This is a genomic window from Rhodococcus koreensis (assembly GCF_900105905.1).
In the GTDB taxonomy this organism is placed as follows: domain Bacteria; phylum Actinomycetota; class Actinomycetes; order Mycobacteriales; family Mycobacteriaceae; genus Rhodococcus_F; species Rhodococcus_F koreensis.
Genome location: NZ_FNSV01000005.1, coordinates 6450125 through 6470845 on the forward strand (window position 1 = coordinate 6450125; position 20721 = coordinate 6470845).

Annotated in this window: 20 protein-coding genes; 5 read left to right on the forward strand and 15 right to left on the reverse strand. The window is 68.2% G+C overall.

Going from position 1 to position 20721, the window contains the following annotated elements:
* Nucleotides 1-41: 41 nt before the first annotated feature.
* The 9 genes from BLV94_RS33890 to BLV94_RS33930 all read right to left on the reverse strand — a co-directional run bounded on the left by BLV94_RS33890 (nt 42) and on the right by BLV94_RS33930 (nt 8438).
* Entirely contained in the window at nt 42-779 is a 738-nt protein-coding gene (locus BLV94_RS33890) for an anti-sigma factor (RefSeq protein ID WP_072947952.1), read from the reverse strand.
* Nucleotides 772-1350 (reverse strand): sigma-70 family RNA polymerase sigma factor, encoded by a 579-nt coding sequence (locus BLV94_RS33895; RefSeq protein WP_072947955.1) that lies wholly within the window; start codon nt 1348-1350, stop codon nt 772-774. Before BLV94_RS33895 ends, BLV94_RS33890 begins: the two co-directional genes overlap by 8 nt.
* A 98-nt stretch (nt 1351-1448) precedes the next feature.
* Nucleotides 1449-2249, reverse strand: coding sequence for a DUF1295 domain-containing protein (locus BLV94_RS33900; RefSeq protein ID WP_072947957.1), 801 nt, complete (start codon nt 2247-2249; stop codon nt 1449-1451).
* Nucleotides 2246-3550 (reverse strand): SAM-dependent methyltransferase, encoded by a 1305-nt coding sequence (locus BLV94_RS33905; protein ID WP_072947960.1) that lies wholly within the window; start codon nt 3548-3550, stop codon nt 2246-2248. The genes BLV94_RS33900 and BLV94_RS33905 overlap by 4 nt, the downstream gene beginning before the upstream one ends.
* Nucleotides 3547-4950 (reverse strand): class I SAM-dependent methyltransferase, encoded by a 1404-nt coding sequence (locus BLV94_RS33910; RefSeq protein WP_083395765.1) that lies wholly within the window; start codon nt 4948-4950, stop codon nt 3547-3549. The genes BLV94_RS33905 and BLV94_RS33910 overlap by 4 nt, the downstream gene beginning before the upstream one ends.
* Nucleotides 4947-5687 carry a DUF1365 domain-containing protein gene (locus BLV94_RS33915; RefSeq protein WP_072947963.1) on the reverse strand — a complete coding sequence of 247 codons (741 nt, stop codon included), beginning with the start codon at nt 5685-5687 and terminating at the stop codon, nt 4947-4949. The genes BLV94_RS33910 and BLV94_RS33915 overlap by 4 nt, the downstream gene beginning before the upstream one ends.
* Nucleotides 5684-7027, reverse strand: a complete 1344-nt coding sequence (locus BLV94_RS33920; RefSeq protein WP_072947966.1) for an NAD(P)/FAD-dependent oxidoreductase — start codon at nt 7025-7027, stop codon at nt 5684-5686. Before BLV94_RS33920 ends, BLV94_RS33915 begins: the two co-directional genes overlap by 4 nt.
* The gene (locus BLV94_RS33925) at nt 7020-7667 is read right to left on the reverse strand and encodes an alpha/beta fold hydrolase (protein WP_072947968.1); all 648 of its coding nucleotides are present in this window, start codon (nt 7665-7667) and stop codon (nt 7020-7022) included. Before BLV94_RS33925 ends, BLV94_RS33920 begins: the two co-directional genes overlap by 8 nt.
* A gap of 105 nt (nt 7668-7772) precedes the next feature.
* Nucleotides 7773-8438: a fasciclin domain-containing protein gene (locus BLV94_RS33930; protein ID WP_072948122.1), complete on the reverse strand. Its 666-nt coding sequence runs from the start codon at nt 8436-8438 to the stop codon at nt 7773-7775.
* 206 nt (nt 8439-8644) lie between these two features.
* On the opposite strand from BLV94_RS33930, the gene BLV94_RS33935 reads away from it, so the two are divergent.
* Complete coding sequence (locus BLV94_RS33935) at nt 8645-9247, forward strand: lipocalin family protein (RefSeq protein ID WP_072948124.1); 603 nt, start codon at nt 8645-8647, stop codon at nt 9245-9247.
* On the opposite strand, the gene BLV94_RS33940 is transcribed toward BLV94_RS33935, so the two are convergent.
* Nucleotides 9226-10707: an SDR family oxidoreductase gene (locus tag BLV94_RS33940; RefSeq protein ID WP_072947971.1), complete on the reverse strand. Its 1482-nt coding sequence runs from the start codon at nt 10705-10707 to the stop codon at nt 9226-9228. The genes BLV94_RS33935 and BLV94_RS33940 overlap by 22 nt on opposite strands.
* Nucleotides 10708-10766: 59 nt before the next feature.
* On the opposite strand from BLV94_RS33940, the gene BLV94_RS33945 reads away from it, so the two are divergent.
* Entirely contained in the window at nt 10767-12119 is a 1353-nt protein-coding gene (locus BLV94_RS33945; protein WP_072947973.1) for a TIGR01777 family oxidoreductase, read from the forward strand.
* 21 nt (nt 12120-12140) lie between these two features.
* On the opposite strand, the gene BLV94_RS33950 is transcribed toward BLV94_RS33945, so the two are convergent.
* The 3 genes from BLV94_RS33950 to BLV94_RS33960 all read right to left on the reverse strand — a co-directional run bounded on the left by BLV94_RS33950 (nt 12141) and on the right by BLV94_RS33960 (nt 15184).
* Nucleotides 12141-13466: an MFS transporter gene (locus BLV94_RS33950; protein WP_072947975.1), complete on the reverse strand. Its 1326-nt coding sequence runs from the start codon at nt 13464-13466 to the stop codon at nt 12141-12143.
* 65 nt (nt 13467-13531) lie between these two features.
* Complete coding sequence (locus BLV94_RS33955) at nt 13532-14302, reverse strand: SDR family NAD(P)-dependent oxidoreductase (RefSeq protein ID WP_072947978.1); 771 nt, start codon at nt 14300-14302, stop codon at nt 13532-13534.
* A gap of 30 nt (nt 14303-14332) precedes the next feature.
* On the reverse strand, nt 14333-15184 hold the full coding sequence (locus tag BLV94_RS33960; RefSeq protein WP_072947981.1) for a sugar phosphate isomerase/epimerase family protein: 852 nt from the start codon (nt 15182-15184) through the stop codon (nt 14333-14335).
* A gap of 171 nt (nt 15185-15355) precedes the next feature.
* Between BLV94_RS33960 and BLV94_RS33965 the strand changes: the two genes are divergently transcribed.
* Nucleotides 15356-16219, forward strand: coding sequence for a LysR family transcriptional regulator (locus BLV94_RS33965; RefSeq protein ID WP_072947984.1), 864 nt, complete (start codon nt 15356-15358; stop codon nt 16217-16219).
* Between the two features lie 20 nt (nt 16220-16239).
* Here the strand turns inward: BLV94_RS33965 and BLV94_RS33970 are convergent, their stop codons facing one another.
* Nucleotides 16240-16596, reverse strand: a complete 357-nt coding sequence (locus tag BLV94_RS33970; protein ID WP_072947986.1) for an MmcQ/YjbR family DNA-binding protein — start codon at nt 16594-16596, stop codon at nt 16240-16242.
* Nucleotides 16597-16673: 77 nt separating this feature from the next.
* Nucleotides 16674-17789, reverse strand: a complete 1116-nt coding sequence (locus BLV94_RS33975) for an acyl-CoA dehydrogenase family protein (RefSeq protein ID WP_072947989.1) — start codon at nt 17787-17789, stop codon at nt 16674-16676.
* Between the two features lie 168 nt (nt 17790-17957).
* Here BLV94_RS33975 and BLV94_RS33980 point away from each other — a divergent pair, with 168 nt between their 5' ends.
* A complete protein-coding gene (locus BLV94_RS33980) occupies nt 17958-19190 on the forward strand; it encodes an aminotransferase class I/II-fold pyridoxal phosphate-dependent enzyme (RefSeq protein WP_083395766.1) in 1233 nt (410 codons plus the stop codon).
* On the forward strand, nt 19190-20713 hold the full coding sequence (locus BLV94_RS33985; RefSeq protein WP_072947991.1) for an NAD-dependent epimerase/dehydratase family protein: 1524 nt from the start codon (nt 19190-19192) through the stop codon (nt 20711-20713). The genes BLV94_RS33980 and BLV94_RS33985 overlap by 1 nt, the downstream gene beginning before the upstream one ends.
* Nucleotides 20714-20721: the final 8 nt, after the last annotated feature.

The following is a 20721-nucleotide window of genomic DNA, read 5'->3' on the forward strand; positions in this document are numbered from 1 at the left end:
GAGCGGCAAAGCGTGCTCGCGCACGCTTTGCCGCTCACGTGTCAGGTGAGGTTCACCGTCGCGAAGATGTCGCCGGTGGGCTGGGTCGAACCGCCGGGCGGTTCCACACTGAATCCGAGTGCCGTGGACTGGTCGATGTCGTTCACGACCGCGGTCGTCGACGGTGACACGTCGTCGGCCTCCATGATCCCGGCGGACACCGGTTCGTGCGACGGTCCGAGCAGCCACATCTGATAGACCGAACCGGGCTCAGGCGGTGGGACGTCGTTCATGACCAGCAGTCCGGCGTCGACGTCCTTGGAGTACACGACGGTGGCCGAACCGCCGCCGGCGATCGGCGCTGCCGCGGTGCGGACGTCGTCGGCCGCGAGGATCTGCGCGGGAACGGGTTGGGTTTCGTCGCTCTGCAACTGCTGGGCGACGGTGATGCCACCGACGGCGAGGACGACCACGGCGGCCGCCGCACCCAGAGCGCCGAGGAGACGCCTGCGCCGGCGCGCACGAACCTCGTCCAGCGCCACCGGCGCGGGTGCCGAGGCAGTGCCGGGCAGGGCATCGAGGATGCGCCCGAGCAGGTAGTCGGGCGGTTCGACCGCGGTGGACGCGGACTGGGCGGCCATCGTCTCGCGCACCCCGCGCACCGCGTTGTCGAACTCCAGACGAAGGTGGGGCGGTGCGCCCTGGAGCGCGGTGTCGATCTCTCGGCGCTGCTGATCGTCGACGGCGTCGAGTGCATACACCTGAGCGAGGTCGAGGATGTCGTGCTGGGACTCATCCATCGAACTGCACCCCCAGACATTGCTTGAGCCTGATCAATCCGTCTCGAATTCGTGATTTCACCGTGGGAAGCGCCACGGACAACCGCTCCGACACTTCCCGGTAGGTCAGCCCCCCGTAATACGCGAGGACCACGGTTCGCTGCTGGACTTCGGTGAGCGTGCCGAGGCAGTCGACGACGTCGCTGGTGTCGCCCCGCCGGGTGACTTCCTCCGACACCGCGTCGAACGGTCCGTACCAACTCGAGGCGCCGTAGGCGGCTTCCCGTTCGGATCCGGACTGCTCGGACCGCACCCGGTCGACGGCGCGGCGGTGGGCGAGGGTGATCAGCCACGACAGCGGCGACCCCTGCTTCGGATCGAATTTCGCCGCGTTGTTCCAGACCTGCAGGTACACCTCCTGGGTGGTTTCCTCGCTGTATCCGGGATCGCGCAGCACCCGCAGCACCATGCCGTACACCCGCGCGCTGGTGCGTTCGTAGAAGTCGCTGAACGCATCCCGCTCGCCGCGCGAGATACGCGCCAGCAATGTCGTCAGCGTCACGTTCTCCGTGTCCCTGTCGACGCCGGTCATCGGCCCATTCCGTTCATCGATCCACAGCCTAATAGCAGGTTGCGGCCGGTGTGACCAGGACAGGACCTGGGGAGGGGCGAGCGATGCCGGCACGGTGCTCACCGCTTCGGCGGCAGGGGAAGGAAGTAACTGGTTCGCTGCTGGTATTCGGGGTAGCCGGGACGCTGCGACATCGACTTCTCGAGCAGCCGCGCACCCGTCGCGAACACCAGGAAATACGTCATGACCACGGGGGACAGCACGGTGACGGCGCCGGGCCACACGCTTGCCGCGATCAGCCACAGCCCCCACCACACGCAGGAGTCGCCGAAGTAGTTCGGGTGCCGCGTCCACGCCCACAGGCCGACGTCCATGATCTCGCCCTTGTGGGACGGGTCGGCCTTGAACGTCTTCAACTGGTGGTCGCCGACCGATTCGAACACGACGCCGATCACCCACAGGAGGACACCGAGCACCACCGCCACCGCGCCGACTCCAGATGCCGGACCGAGCACGGCCGACACCTGCAGCGGCAGCGAGACGAACCACTGCGCGAGTCCCTGGGTGAGGAAGATCTTCCTGATGACGACGCCCGGCGAGTCGCCGCCGGCCCGGTCGAGCATCTCCTCGTACCGCGGGTCCTCGCCCTTCCCGGCGGACTTCGTGTACATGTGCCAGGTCAGCCGCAGACCCCACACCGCGACGAGCACGAACACCAGCCACCGGCGCAGCGCGTCGCCGTCGCCGAGGACGGCGGCCACGAACGCCACCAGGACGAAACCGAGGCCCCACGTCACGTCGACGACGTTGTAGCGCCCGATCCGGCGGCCGACGAGGAACGTCGCGGCCTGCAGGATTGCGAGCACCAGCAGGCTCGCCGCGGTGACGGCGCCGAAACCCGACCAGTCGAACCCGTTCATCGGAGCACGCCGGAACCTGTGGAATCGACCCGCACCGCGGGCATCAGCGACCGGCCCGCCGCGGTCGGCTTCACGGCCAGGATCTGATCGACGCCCATGCGGCCCTGCGCGAAGCTCATCCCGCCGCCGACGAGGTACAGCCGCCACACCCGGGCCATCTCCAGCCCGACCATCGCGACGACGTCGTCCCAGCGGGACTCGAACTGCTCCAGCCACGCGTCGACGGTCCAGACGTAGTGCTCGCGAAGGCCATGCACGTCGCGCACCTCGAGCCCGGCTCGTTCGAGGTACGCGACGCTCTCGCCGACCGGACGCATGGTCATGTCGGGAGCTATGAACGACTCGATGAACGGGCCGCCGCCGGGATGGCGTCCGGTGCGCGACATCTGCTGGATCAGCACCCGCGCACCGGGCTTCGCGTTGTCGTAGAGGGCCTGCGCGTACCGGGCGTAGTTCTTCTCGCCCACGTGCTCACCCATTTCGAGGGAGGCGACGGCGTCGAACGGCCCGTCGGGGACCTCCCGGTAGTCCTGCAGTCGGATCTCGACGCGGTCCTGCAACCCGCGTTCGGTGATCCGCTCGTCGATAAAGGCCTTCTGCTCCCGGGAGATCGTGACCCCGACGACCCGGGCACCGTACGCGGATGCGGCGTGCAGGCTCAGCGACCCCCATCCGCAGCCGACGTCGAGCAACCGCATGCCGGGTTCGAGCCCGATCTTGCGGCACACCAGGTCCAGCTTGTCCCGCTGTGCGTCCTCGAGCCGGTAGTCCGGATCCTGCGGTGCGCCCGGCGCATTCCGGGTGAAGTACGCGCAGGAGTAGGCCATCTGCGGGTCCAGGATCAACGAGTAGAAATCGTTGGAGAGGTCGTAGTGGTGGCTGATCGCTGCGCGGTCGCGCAGCAGGCTGTGCAGCCGGCCGCGGATGTTCGCCTGCGTGGCGGGTGCGGGGAGGGGGCCGCCCACGACACCCAGTTTCGCGGCGACGCGCAGCACCTTCGCGATCGTCGACGGGCTCGGCCGCACTCCGCTCAGCCCGCGCTCGCGGGCCACCGCCCACACGTGTGCCAGGGCCTCGCTCAGGTCGCCCTCGACGTCGATCTCACCCGTCACGTAGGCCTGCGCTGCCCCGAGTTCGCCCGGGTTCCACAGCAATCGGCGCAGGGCGTCGGGACTGCGCAGCACCACCTTCGGCGCCGTCGCCGGGCCGGCGGTGCTGCCGTCCCACGCGGTCAGGTGCACGGGCAGTTCGCCGCGGACGAGCGGACGCAACGCCTTGTCGAGTTCGGCGGCCACGGTCACGGTCGTGCTCCCGTCTTGTCGAGGACGAGCTGCTGGACGTCGATGTAGCCGGAGCGGAACCCGGCTTCTGAGTAGCAGAGGTAGAAATGCCACATCCGGCGGAACGTCTCGTCGAATCCGAGTTCCTCCGCCTGCGTGCTGTGCGCGGCGAACCGCTCCTTCCACAGCCGCAGCGTCTCCGCGTAGTGCTGTCCCATGCTCAGGCGTTCCCGCACCCGCAGCCCGGTGTGTTCGGCGGTGACGGATTCGATCGCCTCGGTCGACGGGAGGAACCCGCCGGGGAAGATGTACTTGTGCACCCAGGTGTAGGTGTTGCGGGTCTGGAGCATCCGATCGTGCGGCATGGTGATCGCCTGCAGCGCAACCCTTCCGCCCGAGGCGAGGAGCTTGTCGAGTACCCGGAAGTAGGTGGCCCAGTACTGGTGCCCGACGGCTTCGATCATCTCGACGGAGACGATGGCGTCGTATTCGCCGTCGACGTTGCGGTAGTCGAGCAGGTCGATCTGCACGGCGTCCGAGTGTCCGGCCTCTGCGACACGCCGGCGGGCCAGGCTCTGCTGTTCGCTGGACAGCGTCACGGAGCGGACCACGGCGCCGCGTTCCGCCGCCCGGATGCACAACTCTCCCCAGCCGGTCCCGATCTCGAGCAACCGGGTGCCCGCGCCGACACCGGCCTCGTCGAGCAGCCGATCGATCTTGCGGCGCTGCGCGTCCGCGAAGTCGTCCCACTTCGGGGTGACCTGCGGGACGGGTGCCCGCAGGACGGTCACGTCCCGGACCTGCCCCACACGCGTCGGCGTCGACGAGAACAGCGCGCTCGAGTACGTCAGCGTCTCGTCGAGGAACGTCTCGAACATCTCGTTGGACAGGTCGTAGTGCCGGGAGATATTGGAGCGGGTGTTCTGCTCGGTGTTACGTTCCTGCGCCGGGTGTTTGGCGACATACAGTGCGCGCAACCGCTGCAGTGGGCGAGGAATGAGCGTCGCCATCCGGGAGGCGAACACGCTGAGCACCGCGGCGAGATCCGGTGACGTCCAGTCGCCGGCCATGTAGGACTCGCCGAATCCGATCAGTCCCCCCGTCCCGACCCGCCGGGCGAATGCGTCGGGATTGCGGATGATCATGCGGGGCAGGATCTCCTGCTCCCGGCGTGCCCCCACCAGGGTGCCGTCGGGATACTCGATGCGGACGTCGAGGTCGGCGGCCGCGCGGCGGAACAGGCGGTCGGCGACCTTCGCCGACGCCGCGGCACGCACACCGGTCGGCACGTCGGCCAGCCCGGGCCAGATCCGGTTGTCGATCCCCGGGTCCTCGCCGGTGAACTCCTCGTCGACGAACCCCTCACCGGCCGTGCTCACGGCAGGCGACCCGTCCGTGTCGGTGTCCTTGTTCCTTCTCACTGAACTGTCTCCTTCTGACGGCCGTCGGGCCGGGCCATGACGGGAAGTCCACGGGCCCACAACGTGATTCCCTGGATGCGGATACGAGCCGACACCACGAGAGGTGCCAGGGGAGTGCGCAGTTGAGTCCTCAGAACCGTCCGGCTCGTGGCCGGTTGCCGCGTCCCCCGCACCGTCGCGGTGAACGGTCCGTGCCCGTCGCGGTGGAGAACCACGTTCAGGGAGAGGGTGTCGCCGGGTTCGGGGAACCGCATGGTGTAACGACCGCTCACGTCGTTGAACGGTGAGACGTAGAACTGCTTGTCCACCTCGGCGCGGTCGTCGCCGTCGGGCCGGATCAGGTAGCTGTGCCGCTGACCGTACGTGTTGTGCACCTCGGCGATCACGCATCTCAGGCTGCCGTCGGCGTCGTGGCACCAGTACACGCTGAGCGGGTTGAACACGTAGCCGAGCACCCGCGCGTTGAGAAGGGCCGTCACCCGGCCCCCGCAGAGGTCGACTCCCTGTCCGGCGAGGAACGCATCCACCCTGCTGCGCAGCGTGTCCGTGGCGGCGGCCGGATCCGGTTCGAGGTGGTCCTCGGCGCGGAAGCGGGCGAACGGTCCGAGCCACCGCGGGAGGCGAGGAAGGGCGTCCACGTCGACGTACCAGCTGTAGCTCGTGTAGTCGAAGCTGTTGCGGACCGGTTCGATGCGCGTGTGCCGGATCCTCGTCGAGTAGATTGCCGGCGCGGTCACGACACCGTCTCCCGTTCGTGGGGTCGTGCCGTCTGCGCATCCCACGAGCGGCCGATGCGTTCGGCGGCGCGCAGTCCCGAGAGCGCCCCGTCCTCGTGGAACCCCCAGCCGTGGTAGGCGCCGGCGAAAGCGAACGTGCCGGAGCCGAGTTCGTGCAACCGCGACTGCGCCGCGACGGATTCGGGGGTGTAGACGGGATGTTCGTACGTCATCTCCGCGACGACCTTCGACGGGTCGACGAGGTGCTTCCCGCCGAGCGTGACGAGGAACCGCCGGTCGCGCACCGTGTCGAGGCGCATGAGCCGGGTCATGTCGTAGGTGACGACGACGCCCGCCGCGTCGTCCTTGTCGTCGGCGGGAGTCAGGTAGTTCCAGGAGGCCCGGGCGTGCTCGGCGCGGGGCAGCAGCGACACGTCGGTGTGCAACTGCGCGTGGTTCACCGAATACGGCATGGCGCCCAGGATCTCCGCCTCGAGATCGGAGGCGTCGCCGAGCATGGCGAGCGCCCGGCGGGGGTGAACGGCGATCACCACGGCGTCGAAGTACCGGACGTCGCCGCGGCCGTCGACGACGCACGTGCCGCCGTCCGGGGTGCGCTCCACCTGCTGCACCGGGGTTTCGAGAAGAATCTCGTCGACGTGTGCCGCCACCTTCTCGACGTAGCGGGCGGACCCGCCGGTCACGGTGCGCCAGGTGGGTGAGCCGAAGACGGTGAGCATTCCGTGGTGGTCGAGGAAGGTGAACAGGTAGCGGGCCGGGTAGCGCGCGGCGGTCGCGGGATCGCACGACCACACGGCCGCGACGAGCGGGGTCATGAAGTTTTCGACGAAGTACGGGCTGAAACCGTTGCGGGCCAGGAATTCGCCCAGCGGTTCCTGCGCGCCGGACTCGCCGGCCGGGGTGTCGAGCACGGTCCGGGCACGGCGGTGGAACCGGAGCACCTCGCCGAGCATGCGCCAGTAACGTGGCCGGGCCAGGTTGCGGGCGGTCGGGAACAGTCCGCGGAGGCCCTTCGCGCCCGCGTACTCGAGCCCGCTCGCATCGGATCGGATCGACATCGACATGTCGGAATCCTGGGTGGCCACGTCGAGTTCGGCGAACAGGCGCAGCAGGGTGGGGTAGGTGCGGTCGTTGTGCACGATGAAGCCGGTGTCGACGTCCACCTCCACACCCGAGCCCAGCGTCAGGTGGTGAGTGTGGGCGTGGCCGCCGAGACGGGCGTCGGACTCGTAGAGGGTGACGCGGTCGTGGCGGGACAGAACGTAGGCGGCGGTCAACCCCGCGACGCCGCTGCCGATCACGGCGACGTTCCTGCGTCCGAGCTTCTCCGAATCATGCATGGCGACCTGCCTTCCGGTCTGTCGGTGCGGGGACGACGCCTTCCGCGGCGAAGGCGTCGAGAACGAAATCGGCGGTGATGCGATGCCACCACCACGGCCGGGTGAGCATGAAATGGCCGGCTCCGGAGAGCGGATGCCAGGAGGCGTTCACTCCGCGCGCCAGTGCCTGTTCGGTCTGGATCCGGGAGGCGACGGGGTCCGTCCAGCGGTCGGCGGTTCCGTGCGCGACCATCAGGCTGCGGTCGGCAGGCACCAGATCGGCGTCGGATTCGGGCCACCAGGGTGCGAGGGCGGCGATCGCCCGGACGTTGTCGAGGTCGGCGAGGTGCGCGGCGACGCGGCCGCCCATCGAATGCCCGACGACGGCGACGGGGACGTCCCCGAACCGCAGTCGGGCCCGCTCGAGGGCTATCCGGGCGTCGTGCAACGGGCTGGCCTCGGGGGCGTTCCATCCGCGGACCCGGTACTGCAGCCGTTGCACGGCGATGCCGTGGGGTCCGAGCGTCGACCTCAGGGACCGGGCCAACCAGATCATGCGCAGGTTAGACAGGTGCCAGCAGCGTGACGGGTCCTGACTGCGTGGTTTGCCGCCGGGCAGCACGAGCACGTACGCCGGGGCGGTGGGTGAGCCTCTCTCCATATCAATTATTCGGAGCTGACTGTGCATCGGATGGGCGGACCCCGCACCCGCACGTGAGTGGGAAAGCGTGCCGGACCACGCTTTCCCACTCACGTGGGGGGATGCCTACTGGGGCATCAGGACGGAGTCGACGAGGTACACCGTGGCGTTGGCGGTCTGGACGCCGCCGCAGATGACGCCTGCGTCGTTGACCTTCAGGTCGTCACCCGAACCGGTGACGGTGACCGTGCCGCCCTCGACGGTCGTGTGCTCGCCGGCGATGTCACTCGGCGCGATCTGGCCGGGGACCACGTGGTACGTCAGGACCTTGGTGAGCAGGGCCGGGTCGGTCTTGAGGGTCTCGATCGTGGCCGGGTCGACCTTCGCGAACGCGGCATCCACCGGCGCGAAGACCGTGAACTGCCCGCTGTTCAGCGTGTCGACGAGGTTGACCTGCGGGTTGAGCTGACCGGACACGGCGGCGGTGAGCGTGGTGAGCAGCGGGTTGTTGGACGCGGCCGTCGCAACCGGATCCTGCGCCATGCCACTGACCGAACCTGCGCCGTCCGGAACCGTCTTCGCGTACTCGGCGCAGCCCGGGCCGACCAGGTTGGCGGCGGGATCGGCCATCGCGGACGAGGTCATCGAACCGGACGACATCGACTCGGACGTCATCGCCTCCGAAGCGGAGCCGCTGCTGGACGAGCCGCTGTCGTCCGACGAACACGCCGAGCCCAGCAGGGCCAGGGACGTGCTCGCGGCGACTGCCAGGACTCGTGTGGTGATCTTCATCAGAATTTGCCTCTCTCCGGTGTGAGTGCGGGGGAGCACCATCGACAGGCATTCGGAGCGGTCTTCCGAACGGATGGGTCGAAAGTTCTCTCGCAGCGACCCATCCGATCCGGAATGGGCATCGAATACCCCGAGAGAGGGTGCTGCGCCGGCCCTCTGTTTTGGCTGCCCGTTTCGTCGACCGCATGATGTTGAAAGGATTCGAGATGACACCGTCGAAGGTCCGTGGGATCGCCGCCGCACTGTCGGCCGCCGCCGCGGCTGTGCTGCTGGCGGCCGGCCCCGCACACGCTCAACCGGGTGCGCTCGCCCCCGTACCATCCCTCGACGTCCAGAGGTACCTGGGCACGTGGTATCAGTTGGCCGCTGTGCCACAGCCGTTCAATCTCGACTGCGCGCGGGACACGAGGGCGACGTACGGACTGATCGACCCGTCGAACGTCAGCGTCGCCAACAGGTGCACCACGTGGGCGGGTGGGACGAACGGGATCACGGGCAACGCGCGCGTCAACGATCCGGTCACCAATGCGCAACTCCACGTGAGTTTCCCGGACGTGCCGTTCCAGAGTGCGGCGGACGGTCCCACCAACTATGTGGTCACCTACATCGCCGACGACTATTCGTGGGCGCTGGTCGGTGACCCGGCACGGGTGTCGGGTTTCGTGCTCTCCCGCACTCCGGCGGTCGACGACGCGGGGTGGCAGCAGATCCGGCAGGTGGTGGAATCGCGGGGCTACAACTCGTGCCTGTTGCTGACGTCCCCGACCACCGGTGGCAGAGAGGGGATTCAGCCGCTCTGCACGGTCTGACGGGCCGCCGACCCGGTGATGTTCTCCATCATGCCTTTGAAGATGATTCCGTGGAACGGCAGGATCGAGTACCAGTACAGCCGCCCGGCCAACCCTTTGGGGAAGAAGATTGCCCGCTGATCGAGGCGGGACCGGTCGGGATCCACACTGTGGACGGTCCATTCGAGCCACGCCCCGCCCGGTGCCCGCATCTCGGCGCGCAGCCGGAGCAGCGACCCCCGGTCGATGCGTTCGACCCGCCAGAAGTCCAGGGGGTCACCGGTGTTGAGCTGCGCGGGGTTCCGGCGTCCACGCGTGAGACCGACGCCGCCGACGACGCGGTCGAGCCAGCCGCGCACGGACCACGCGAGTGGGAACGAGTACCAGCCGTTCTCGCCGCCGATGCTCTCGACGACGGTCCACAGCGTTGCGGCGTCGGCGTCGCAGTCCTTGGTGCGTTCGTCGGTGTAGACGACCTCACCGGCCCAGTCGGGATCGGACGGCAACGGATCGGAGGGGGCGCCGACCGGGGACGCACTGGCCCACGTCGTCTCCACCTCGCCGTTGTCGATGCGCCGCAACGCCAATCGGACAGCGTCCCGGTACGTCGTCAGGCCGGCCTTCGGCGGCGGGATCACGTCGTCGATGTCGTGCTCGCCTGCGACGGCGTCGTTGTGGAGTGATTCGATCAGGGCCCGCCCGAGTGAGCGGGGGATCGGGGTGACCAGACCGATCCACAGGCCCGCGAGTTTCGGGGTCAGCACCGGGAGGACGAGGATGCGACGCTGACGCAAACCGGCGACCTCGGCGTACGTCTGCATCATCTCGCCGTAGCGGAGGACGTCGGGGCCACCGATGTCGAACGTGCGACTGCGCGGCAACGGCGCCTCGGCCGCGGCGACGAGGTAGTGCAGCACGTCGCGGACCGCGATCGGCTGGATCTTGTTGTTCACCCACCGCGGCGTCGTCATCACGGGGAGCCGGTTGGTGAGGTGGCGGATCATCTCGAACGATGCCGAACCGGAGCCGATGACCACCCCGGCCTGCAGAACCATTGTGGGGACACCGGAGTCGACGAGGATCCGTCCCACCTGGGTGCGGGACCGCAGGTGCGGCGAGAGATCCGCCGAATCGGGATGCAGTCCGCCGAGGTAGACGATCCGGCCGACACCTGCCGTGCGGGCCGCCTCGGCCACGTTCTCCGCGCTGATGCGTTCGGCCTTCTCGAACTCGTCCGCCCCTCCCATCGAGTGCACGAGGTAGTAGACGACATCCATGTCTGCGAAAGCGGCAGAAAGGGATTCGGGGTCACTCAGATCGCCGCGAGCGATTTCGACATCGGACGCCCACGGAACGTCGGTCAGTTTTTCCGGTGAACGCACCAGTACCCGCACCCGGTGGCCGGCTTCCGCGAGCCGGGGAGCGAGGCGTCCGCCGATGTATCCGGTGGCTCCGGTGACCAGTACACGTAACTGCGTCATTCCCACACGCTACCCGTCGTTGTCACCGCCGCGCGGCCTGTCGCGACTATGGTCGGGTCATGGGCATCGTGCATTCGAGCGTGGTCGAGGCCTCGCGGGACGAGTTGTTCGCCTGGCACACCAGGGCCGGGGCGTTCGCCCGGCTCTCACCGCCGTGGCAGCCGCTCAGTCTCGCGAAGGAATCCGAGTCTCTGGAATCGGGTCGTGCCGAATTGCGCATGCCCGGCGGCCTGACGTGGGTCGCGCAGCACGACGCGAAGGAATACGACCCTCCGCACCGGTTCGTCGACTATTCGGCCGCCCTGCCGCTGCGCCTGCTGGTGCCGTGGCGGCACACGCACACGTTCGACGTGGTGTCCGAGGACCGGACCCGGGTCACCGACCGGGTCGACACCATCGTGCCCGGTCAGTTCCTCCGGTCGACGTTCGTCTACCGGCACCGTCAACTCGCCGACGACGTAGACCGGCACCACTGGGCGTCCACGCTCCTGCCCGGCCCCCTCACGATCGCGGTGACGGGCAGTTCGGGGCTCGTCGGCTCCGCCCTGACGGCGTTCCTGAGCACGGGCGGGCATCGGGTGATCCGTCTCGTGCGCCGCGCTCCCAGCACGCCCGACGAGCGGCGCTGGAATCCGGATGCGCCTGCCGCGGACCTGCTCGACGGCGTCGACGCGGTGATCCACCTGGCAGGCGCGTCCATCGCGGGACGGTTCACCGACGGTCATCGCCGGGCGATCAGGGACAGTCGTATCGAACCCACGCGGCGGCTCGCGGAGGTGGCGGCCGCATCCGGGCAGGGACCGAAGGCGTTCGTCAGTGCGTCGGCGATCGGGTACTACGGGCCCGACCGCGGCGACGAGGTGCTGCACGAGCAGGATGCGCGGGGCGACGGCTTCCTCGCCGACGTCGTGGCGGACTGGGAGGACGCGGCGACGCCGGCAGCGGACGCCGGACTGCGGGTGGTGCAGGTCCGCACGGGGATCGTCCAGTCGCCGAGCGGCGGTGTGCTGCGCCTGCAGCGGCCGCTGTTCGAGGTCGGACTCGGGGGTCGCCTGGGCGCCGGAACGCAGTGGCTGTCGTGGATCGACATCGACGATCTGATCGACGTCTACCACCGCGCCGTCGTGGATTCGGGGTTGAGCGGGCCGGTGAACGCGGTGGCGCCGAATCCTGTTCGCAACGAGGAGTACACCGCGGTCCTGGCGTCGGTGCTGCATCGACCGGCCTTTCTTCCGGTGCCCGATTTCGGTCCGAAACTGCTGCTCGGGGAACAGGGTGCGCGTGAGCTCGCCCTGGCCGATCAGCGGGTCGCCCCCGGCAAGCTCGAGGGCCGCGGCCACCGGTTCCGGCGGCCCGACCTCGACGCGGCGCTGCGCCACCAGCTCGGCCGGTTCAGGACGGACGAGGGGTAGCGCAGCGCAACCGACGATCGATCAGGTGGTCGCCGGCACCTGCGGGGTGTGCACCGGAGCCTTGGTGGAGATCTTCGCCGCCGCCGCGGCGAGGAGGCAGATGCCGGCGATCGCCGTGGCGGCCAGCACCCAGTTGTCGTCGCCGCCGATCAGGGCATAGCAGATGGTGGGTGCGAATCCGGTCAGCAGGAAGCTCAACTGGGTGGACACCGCGACGCCGGTGTATCGCACGTTCGGGGTGAACATCTCGGCGAAGAACGACGGCCACAGCGCGTTCGGGGCGGAATACACGACGCCCTTGAGCGCCACCGTCGCGATGACGATGAGAACGGTGCTGCCGGTGGCGATCGCACCGAGGAATCCGTAGACACCGACTGCGCAGAGCAGGCAGCCGCTGGCATACACCACTTTCCGGCCGATGCGGTCCGCGATGAAACCGAACAGCGGATGGAAGAACAGGGCAACCACCTGGCTCGCCGCGATCGCCGAGAGCATCGTGGAGCGATCGACGCCGTGTTCCTGCGTCGCGTAGGACAGGCCGAAGACGATGACGATCGTCGAGATGACCGTGTTGAATGCGGCGACGAAGACGATCACGGTCGCGCGGAGCTGAGTGCGCAGGAGGGTCGTCACCGGGAATTCGGCTACAGCGTCTTCCTTTTCGGCCTCGACGAATTCGGGAGACTCGTCCACTCCGCGCCGCACGAGCAGGGTGATGAACACCATGATGAAGCTGAGCAGGAACGGGATCCGCCATCCCCAGGTCAGCAATTGCTCCTCCGGGAGCGCTCCCACCGGAATGAAGATCAACGTGGCCAGGATCGAACCGGTGGCGGCTCCGTTCAGGAGCCAACTCGTGTAGAAGCCGCGGCTCTTCTCGGGGGAGTGTTCCATGGTGAGCAGGCTGGCCCCGACCTGCTCGCCGCCTGCGGAGATTCCCTGCAGCAGTCGGCACACGACGAGGAGAGCCGGGGCGGCGGCGCCGATGGTCGCATGGGTGGGCAGCAGTCCGATGGCGAACGTCGACGCGCCCATCAGGAGCAGCGTGAAGAGCAGCACGTTCTTGCGGCCGATCCGGTCGCCGGCGTGCCCGAACAGCAGGGCGCCGACGGGCCGTGCGATGTACGCGGCCCCGAACGTCGCGAGCGACGCGAGCGTGCCTGCGGCGGAATCGCTGTTGGGGAAGAAGATCTTGCCGAACACCAGGGCGGCGGCGGTGCCGTAGACGAAGAAGTCGTAGTACTCGACGACGCTGCCGAGGAAACTTCCCAGTGCGGCTCTGCGGGCCATCTTCTTGCTGGGGTGCGGTGTCGGTTCCGCGACGAGGGGACGTTCAGGGGTGGGCATCGGGAGTGGTCCTTTGGCTGTGTCACCCGGCGGTGGGTGAGGCGACGGTGTGGTGACGGGGCCGGTCACGGCGCGGCAGCGAGTTGGGCTCCCCCGCAGACGTGCAGGACTTCGCCCGAGACGAACCGGGCCTTGTCGGAGGCGAGGAATTCGACGGCGTCGACGATGTCGTCTGCTGTCGCGAGGCGGCCCAGCGGCGACATCCTGGTGTGCTTCTCGACGAAGAGAGCGAACTCCTCGTCCGTGCGCCCGCCCTTCGTGAACGGTGTGACGACCATGCTGGGAGCGACGGCATTGGCGGTCACGCCGAGCGGTCCGAGTTCGACTGCGAGCGAGCGGGTGAGACCGACGACGCCGGCTTTGGACGTGACGTAGGCGGTGGGCCCGCCGCTCAACCAGGTGCGTGAGGTGATGTTGACGACGCGCCCGGTTCCGGTGCGCGTCCAGATCGGGATGGCGGAGCGGCACAGCGACATCGGACCGCGGAGGTTCACCGCCATCGCGGTGTCCCATTCGGTGTGGTCGACGTCTCCGAGTCGTGCCCGCGGGTTGACGGCCGCGTTGTTGACCAGGCGGTCCAGCCGGCCGAACTCTTCGTCGATTCGCTTGACGGCGAGGCGGATCGATTCGTCGTCGGAGATGTCGACCACCCAGCCGTGGACCTGCGCACCGGTCTCCTCGGACAGTTGCCCGGCGACCGTCTGCACGGCCTCCGCGTTGTTGTCGAGGAGGATGACGGTGTCTCCGTCCCGGGCGAATCGGCGGCTGATCGCCGAGCCGAGGGCGCCTGCTCCTCCCGTCACGACGGAGAGTGGGAAACGGTGAAGCTCGTTCATGGTGGTCCTGTCGATATGCGATGGGTGGGTTCAGAGTCGTTGCGTCAGAGGGGTTTCGAAGTCTGCGTGTTGCCGCAGGAACCGGGCGTTGAAGTGCAGCCGGTCGTGAACGGGCCGGGAGTCGCTGAAATCTTCGACGGAGACCCACCCGCGGTAGCCGGCCTCGGCGAGCAGGCCGAGAACCCGGGGGATGTCGGCGACGCCGTCGTCCATGGGTGACCACCGGTGGGTCCACACCCCGCCTCCGGCCGGCCTGACGTACTGGGCGTTCTTGACGTGGACGTGGGCGAGGTGGTCACCGAGAATCTGCAGGGCCATGCGGTGGTCTTCGTACCCTTCCACCACCAGATTCCCGACGTCGTAGATCACTCCCACCCGGTCGGGTGACAGGTGGCCGATGAGCTGATGGGCGAGTGAGACGCTGGGGCAGAGGGAACGCTGATGGATCTCGAGCAGCGCCTGCACGTCGTACCGCGCGGCCAGGGTCGCGACGTGGTCGAAGAACTCCCGTGCTTCGGCGAACAGCCGGTGGAAACCGCTGTCGTCCATCCACGGCGCGCGTAGCCGAATGCTCGGAACCGCATTGTCCCGGGCGATCCGCATCATGTCCTCGACGCCGGCGACGTCACCGCACTCGACGTACGGGCTGAGTGCGACCACCTCCAACTCTGCGGCCCGGGTTCGCGTGCAGATGTCGGAGACCGCGCGAGGCTCGGGAGCGACGGTGCAGCGGTTGTTGGTGAGGAAGTGCGGGGTGCCGGAGTTGCCGATGTCGTGTGCGACGCGCCATTCGATACCCGCATAGCCCGCCCCGGCCGCCGCGTCGATCGCTTCGGCCGGGGACAGGGACGGCAGGCATGCGGAATAGATCCCGAGCTTCATCGGTCTCCTACGGGTGAGTGGGGCTTCGGAGGGCGGTTCGTCCTCGACTGCATTCCATTAGAGACCGCCATCACAGCGCTTGTCCAAGCCCTGTTGAGCACATCGCTTATGCCCTGAAGGCATAACCGGTGTCGTATTCTGGTCGAACGACGGTAGTGGAGGTAACCGACCGTGGAGTTTCGCCATCTTCATTACTTCCTGGCTATAGCGGAGGAAGGATCATTCAACCGCGCCGCCGACCGGTTGCGGATCTCGCAACCGTCGCTCAGCCGGCAGGTGCAGGCGCTGGAACGGGAGCTGGGGCAGTCCCTGTTCGACAGAACGGCACGCGGAGCCACCCCGACCGCCGCGGGCGATGCCCTTCTTCAGCACGCGCGGCAGCTGCTGGCGCTCGAGGCTTCGACGCAGGAGGTGGTGTCGGGTGCGACCAAGATCCGGGAAGTCGTCACCATCGGCGTCCCGCCCGGCACCTCCAGCGAATGGCTCGTGAACCTGGTCGGCCGGCTCGACGAGGAGGTGCCGGGGTGCGCGCTGCAACTCGTCGAGGCGAACAGCACGAACCAACTGCGCATGCTTCGTGAAGGGCGGCTCGACCTGTGCATGGTGCACCAGGCGCCGCCCAGCGATTGCTCCTCGTGGAAGCTCCGCGAAGAACCGTTCGGTCTCGCCGTGCGCCCCGGTCACGCCCTGGCGTCGGCGGCGTCCTGTTCGCTGCGGGACCTCGACGGGCTGCGGGTGCTCGTCCACAGCCGCGACCAGGTCCCCACCCAGCAGGACGGGTTGATGAGCGCGGCGGTGGAGGCCGGTATCCGGCCGTACTGGCAATTCGCGCAGTTCGTCGAGCACGCGCTCGCCGGTGCGGCCGCGGCGAAAGCGGACGCCGTCCTGGTGAGTCGGTACACGGCGCAGAAACAGATGCCGGGGTGGCCCTGGCACCCGTTGACCGAGTTACCGCTGGCGATGACGACGTGGCTGGTCTGCCAGCGGCACACGCGGGCCGTGGTCAGCGACGTGACCACGGCCATCATGTCCTGAGACTCACGAGGGCGTTCCTGTCAGGTCTGCCGCCCCGCGTCGTACGCCGCCACGACCCGTTTCGGGGCGGTGAGACGCCACGCCTCCTCGACGAGTTCGGCCAGTTCTTCGGAGTCGACGCGGTCGAGGACGACGTCGATCCAGCCCCACCGTCCGAAGAACGGTGCGACCAGGAACACGTCGGGATCCTCCTGCAGCAGCGCGGCCTGCGTTTCCTTCGTCGCCTTGAGGCAGACGGTGGGCGCGCCGTACCCGATGAGGCCGAACATTTTCTTGCGCACCCGGAACGTCGGTTGGTCGCCCCAGTTCGCGATCACCACCTCGTGCGCCTCCGGCAATGCCAGCATCATCGCGCGAACGTCGTGTTCGGTGGGCATCACAGCTCCTGGTCCGGCGGTCGGTGGTTCGCAGACCTTTATAGCCCCGATCACCGACAGCCCGGACCGCGGCACGCTCAGACGAAGGCGAACTCGTCGCCGGCGTGGAACTTGGCGAGCGATTCGGAGACCGACCGCCGCGACGGCGGATGGAAGGCGAACGCGTGCACGGCGGCGGTGAGGTAACCGATGTCGGAGGACTTGATGAACGCGATCCCGCCGAGCGATTCGACGGCCGCCGAGGACGCGCGGACCAGCGCGTCGCGAATCGCGATGCGCGAGAAGAGGAGACGCACCGAGATGTCCTGCCCGCGTTCGCCCTCGTCCACCGCGCGGGCGATGTTCTCGACGGCGCCCATGGCGTTCTCGATATCGGCGGCGGCGCGCACATAACCCTCGTAGTCGTCCTTGCCTGCGGCCAGCAGTCGTTCGAGCAGCGCGCTCGCCGCACCCAGGTAGTTGGCGGTGACGAGCATCCCGAACCACAGATATCCGGTCATCTCGTGTTGCCCGTCCGGGTCGTCGGCACCGTTGAGGAGGACGAGGTCGGCCGGTATCTCGACGTCCTCGAGGTGTACCTCGTCGCTTTCGGCACCGGCAAGAATCCAGCTCTCCCAGAACGGCCGCACCGTGATCCCCGGTGTGTTGGCCGGGATCAGCGCGATCGCCCTCGCACCGGTGTCGACCTCGACGCTCGCGGTGAGCAGGTCCATCGACCCCGACAGGCTGCACGGCTTCTTGCTGCCGTTGACGATGTAGCTCGAGCCCTTCTTCCTGGCGGTCATGGTGGGAATGAACACACTGCCCCCGGTGACGCCCTCGGAGAAGCCGGAGGCGACGACGGCGCGTTGTTCGACGAGGCTCTTGATCAACGCGCGGTCGTCGTCCGTGGCCTCCTGCGCGAACTCGTTGAGCGTGGCGAGCGACAGATGATGCATCGTGGTGGCGGCGCCGAGCGAGGGCGACCTGCTGCCGATGGCCCGCTGGACGCGCACGGAATCCAGCGCGGAGGCGCCCAGCCCACCGGATTCCTTCGGGATGGTCAGAGCGGTGCCGCCTGCGTCCCGGAAGCGCCCGATTGCGCCGCTGCCTCTACCTTCCAGCGTGAGCAGTGGCGTCTCGTCCAGATAGGCGGCGAGATCGGGCAGGTAGGACTGCAGCGCTGCGTGTTCGCGGGCCATCAATGCGGTCATGACACTCCTCGAATGTGTTCGCGGAAATTCTGGATTTCCAGGGATATCCATAGGCACATTCGGAGCGAGGTGTGGTGGCGGTTTGGTCGGCGCCACCAAACCGCATCGGCCACCGCTCCGAATCAACGGAGTAATCCCGATCATGCACACCGCGAGGAGTTGGTATCGATGCCTGTGAACAGATTGATCCAGAGGCTGGGTGGCGACGACCGGGTGGATCTACTCCGCGCAGTTCGTGAGTCCGACGTGAGTCCCTACTTCCGGGTGATGGAGTCCGCCACCGCACCCGTCGTCCAGGTGGAGGGCGCCGACCGGATCATGCTCGGTTCCAACAACTATCTCGGTCTCGCCGATCACCCCGCCATTCGTCAGGGAGCGCAGGACGCCCTCGACACGTTCGGCGGCGCGATCACCGGAAGCCGGCTCCTGAACGGCACCATGGACCTGCATCTCGACCTCGAGTCGGAGATCGCCGAATGGCACGGCACCGAGGACGCGATGGTCTTCACCACCGGCTATCAGACGAATCTGGGCACCATCAGTGCCGTCGTAGGGAAGGGCGACGTCGTCGCCGTCGACTCCGCTGCGCACGCGTCGATCCGGGACGGTTGTGCTCTGTCCGGTGCCACGATCCGCAAGTTCCGTCACAACGACGTCGCCGACCTGGAGAGCATCCTCGCGGACACGGCAGACGGGGACGGCGCGGTGCTGGTGATCGTCGACGGGTTGTATTCGATGGAGGGCGATCTCGCGCCACTCGGCGCCGTCTCCGCACTCTGTGACCGGTACGGTGCGGCCCTGATGGTGGACGAGGCGCACAGTCTCGGCATCTTCGGTGAGAAGAGGACCGGCGCCGCCGAACTCCTCGGTATCGACGGCGACACCGACATCCGGATGGCGTCGCTGTCCAAGAGTCCCAGCTCCACAGGAGGATTCATCGCTGGGTCCCACGATCTCCTCGACTCGCTGCGGGTGAATGCCCGTGCTTTCCTGTTCACGACGTCCGGTGTTCCCGCCGCGGTGGGAGCGTCCCTCGCCGCGGTGCGACTGATCCGCAGCGAGGAGGGGGAACAACGCGCACGACGCGCACTGGACAACGCCGCCGTCCTGCGGTCCGGTCTGGCGGACAACGGACTCGACGTGGGTGCGCTGTCGCCGCTGCCCGGCGGCGGTGAGACGGTGACGCCCATCGTGTCCGTCCACGTCGGCGACGACCTCGAGGCGATGAACCTCTGGCGGACCCTGTTCGACAAGGGTGTGTTCACCAGCGCGGCACTCTATCCCGCCGTTCCGCGGTCGGGTGCGATGCTCCGGCTGTGCGTCATGGCCACCCACACCGACGCCCAGTTGCGGCGGGCGGTGGACGTGATCTCCGAGACCGTCACGGAAGCCGCGGCCTGATGAAGGTGGCGGTCACCGGGGCGACGAGCGATTTCGGCGCCGCGATCCTGCCCGTGCTGCTGGACGATCCGGATATCGACACCGTGATCGGTCTCGGCAGGCGGGAACTGCCGATCGAACATCCGAAACTCGAGTTCGTCCGGATGGACATCCGCGACCCGGGCATCGAGGAGGTGTTCCGCGGCTGCGAGGCCGTGGTCCACCTGGCGTTCGTGGTGGAGGAGATCCGGGACAAGGCGGCGACCCACGACATCAACCTGAGGGGTTCGCGCAACGTCATCGATTCCGCCTACCGGGCCGGCGTGCTGCGCGTCGTGATCGCGTCGAGCATCAACGCGTACGGTCCGGAGTTGCGCCCGAAGCCGGTGAACGAGGACGTCTATCCCGCAGGCGATCCCGACCGATACTATTTCCACGACAAGGCCGAGGTCGAGCATTACGCCGAGTGGTGGCTGCGCCGCCATCCGGGGGAGATGGCGATCTCGATGCTGCGTCCCACCTACATCATCGGGCCGGACTTCTCCAACGACGGCATCGAACAGCTCACCGGCCCGGTCGGGGCCTTTCCGCGGGCCGACGACGCCGCGTACCAATTCCTGCACCAGCGGGACATGGCGGATGCGTTCCATCGCGCCGTGAAGCAGGATCTGGTGGGCCCGTTCAACCTCGGACCGCGGGACTGGGTGGGTGTCCGCGAGCTCGCGGCGATGCAGGGGCAGCGGATGTTCGACGTGCCCGAGCGGCCGGCGGTCGTGGCGGCGAACGTCGCGTTTCGACTCGGACTCACCGCGTTCTCCGGCCAGTGGGTAACCGCGGGGGAGACCGTCGTCGATTCGACGCGCCTCACCGAGGCGACCGGCTGGGCGCCGACGCTGACTGCCCGGGAGTCGGCGGCCGTCATGATCCTGCTGCAGGGGAAACCCCTGTTGCGCAGAGAGGATGCCCTGGAACGCCGCATCGCCTGCGAGGCCGCGCTGGAGCCGGCGTCCGAATTCGTCGGAGTCGACGGCCGCGGGCTCGAACACGTCCAGATTCCCGCGGCCACCGGAGCCGTGCACGCCGAGGTCCACGCGGCCCGGCGGGGTGGCGGGACCACTGTGGTGCTGCCCGCGCCGCCCGGGCTCCATGCGCGGTATCTCACTCCGCTCGCCGTGGAGTTGGCGGAGAACGGCGTGAACGTCGTCGTCGCGGATCTCCCCGGGCACGGGCCGAGCACCGGGAAGCGCGGTCTTGCGACGGCGGCCGGGGTGCACGACGCCCTGGCGGTCGCGCTCGGCTATGCGCGGATCCGGTTCGGCGGCACGCCGCACGTGGTCAGGGTGGGCGACACGACCGCGCCCGTGTCGCGGCCCGGACGCCGGCGGTCGTGGGTCGCCCGCTCGCGGACCCGCGTCGTCGTCAACCCGGCCGACGGACTGCTCCCGCGCAGACTGCGCTACGAGGGCGGGCTTGAGCACCTCCCGCACGCGTATTCGGCCCGCGGCGTCACCTCGGTCATCCACACCGATCGAGTCGACTCGTAGAGTGTCTC

Coding starts and splice junctions, on each gene's coding strand:
- BLV94_RS33950 (WP_072947975.1), bottom strand. CDS start 13,466: ATGCCCACCCCTGAACGTCCCCTCGTCGCGGAACCGACACCGCACCCC.
- BLV94_RS33970 (WP_072947986.1), bottom strand. CDS start 16,596: ATGCCCACCGAACACGACGTTCGCGCGATGATGCTGGCATTGCCGGAG.
- BLV94_RS33895 (WP_072947955.1), bottom strand. CDS start 1,350: ATGACCGGCGTCGACAGGGACACGGAGAACGTGACGCTGACGACATTG.
- BLV94_RS33925 (WP_072947968.1), bottom strand. CDS start 7,667: ATGGAGAGAGGCTCACCCACCGCCCCGGCGTACGTGCTCGTGCTGCCC.
- BLV94_RS33960 (WP_072947981.1), bottom strand. CDS start 15,184: ATGAAGCTCGGGATCTATTCCGCATGCCTGCCGTCCCTGTCCCCGGCC.
- BLV94_RS33945 (WP_072947973.1), top strand. CDS start 10,767: ATGGGCATCGTGCATTCGAGCGTGGTCGAGGCCTCGCGGGACGAGTTG.
- BLV94_RS33975 (WP_072947989.1), bottom strand. CDS start 17,789: ATGACCGCATTGATGGCCCGCGAACACGCAGCGCTGCAGTCCTACCTG.
- BLV94_RS33980 (WP_083395766.1), top strand. CDS start 17,958: ATGCCTGTGAACAGATTGATCCAGAGGCTGGGTGGCGACGACCGGGTG.
- BLV94_RS33890 (WP_072947952.1), bottom strand. CDS start 779: ATGGATGAGTCCCAGCACGACATCCTCGACCTCGCTCAGGTGTATGCA.
- BLV94_RS33940 (WP_072947971.1), bottom strand. CDS start 10,707: ATGACGCAGTTACGTGTACTGGTCACCGGAGCCACCGGATACATCGGC.
- BLV94_RS33955 (WP_072947978.1), bottom strand. CDS start 14,302: ATGAACGAGCTTCACCGTTTCCCACTCTCCGTCGTGACGGGAGGAGCA.
- BLV94_RS33985 (WP_072947991.1), top strand. CDS start 19,190: ATGAAGGTGGCGGTCACCGGGGCGACGAGCGATTTCGGCGCCGCGATC.
- BLV94_RS33930 (WP_072948122.1), bottom strand. CDS start 8,438: ATGAAGATCACCACACGAGTCCTGGCAGTCGCCGCGAGCACGTCCCTG.
- BLV94_RS33900 (WP_072947957.1), bottom strand. CDS start 2,249: ATGAACGGGTTCGACTGGTCGGGTTTCGGCGCCGTCACCGCGGCGAGC.
- BLV94_RS33935 (WP_072948124.1), top strand. CDS start 8,645: ATGACACCGTCGAAGGTCCGTGGGATCGCCGCCGCACTGTCGGCCGCC.
- BLV94_RS33920 (WP_072947966.1), bottom strand. CDS start 7,027: ATGCATGATTCGGAGAAGCTCGGACGCAGGAACGTCGCCGTGATCGGC.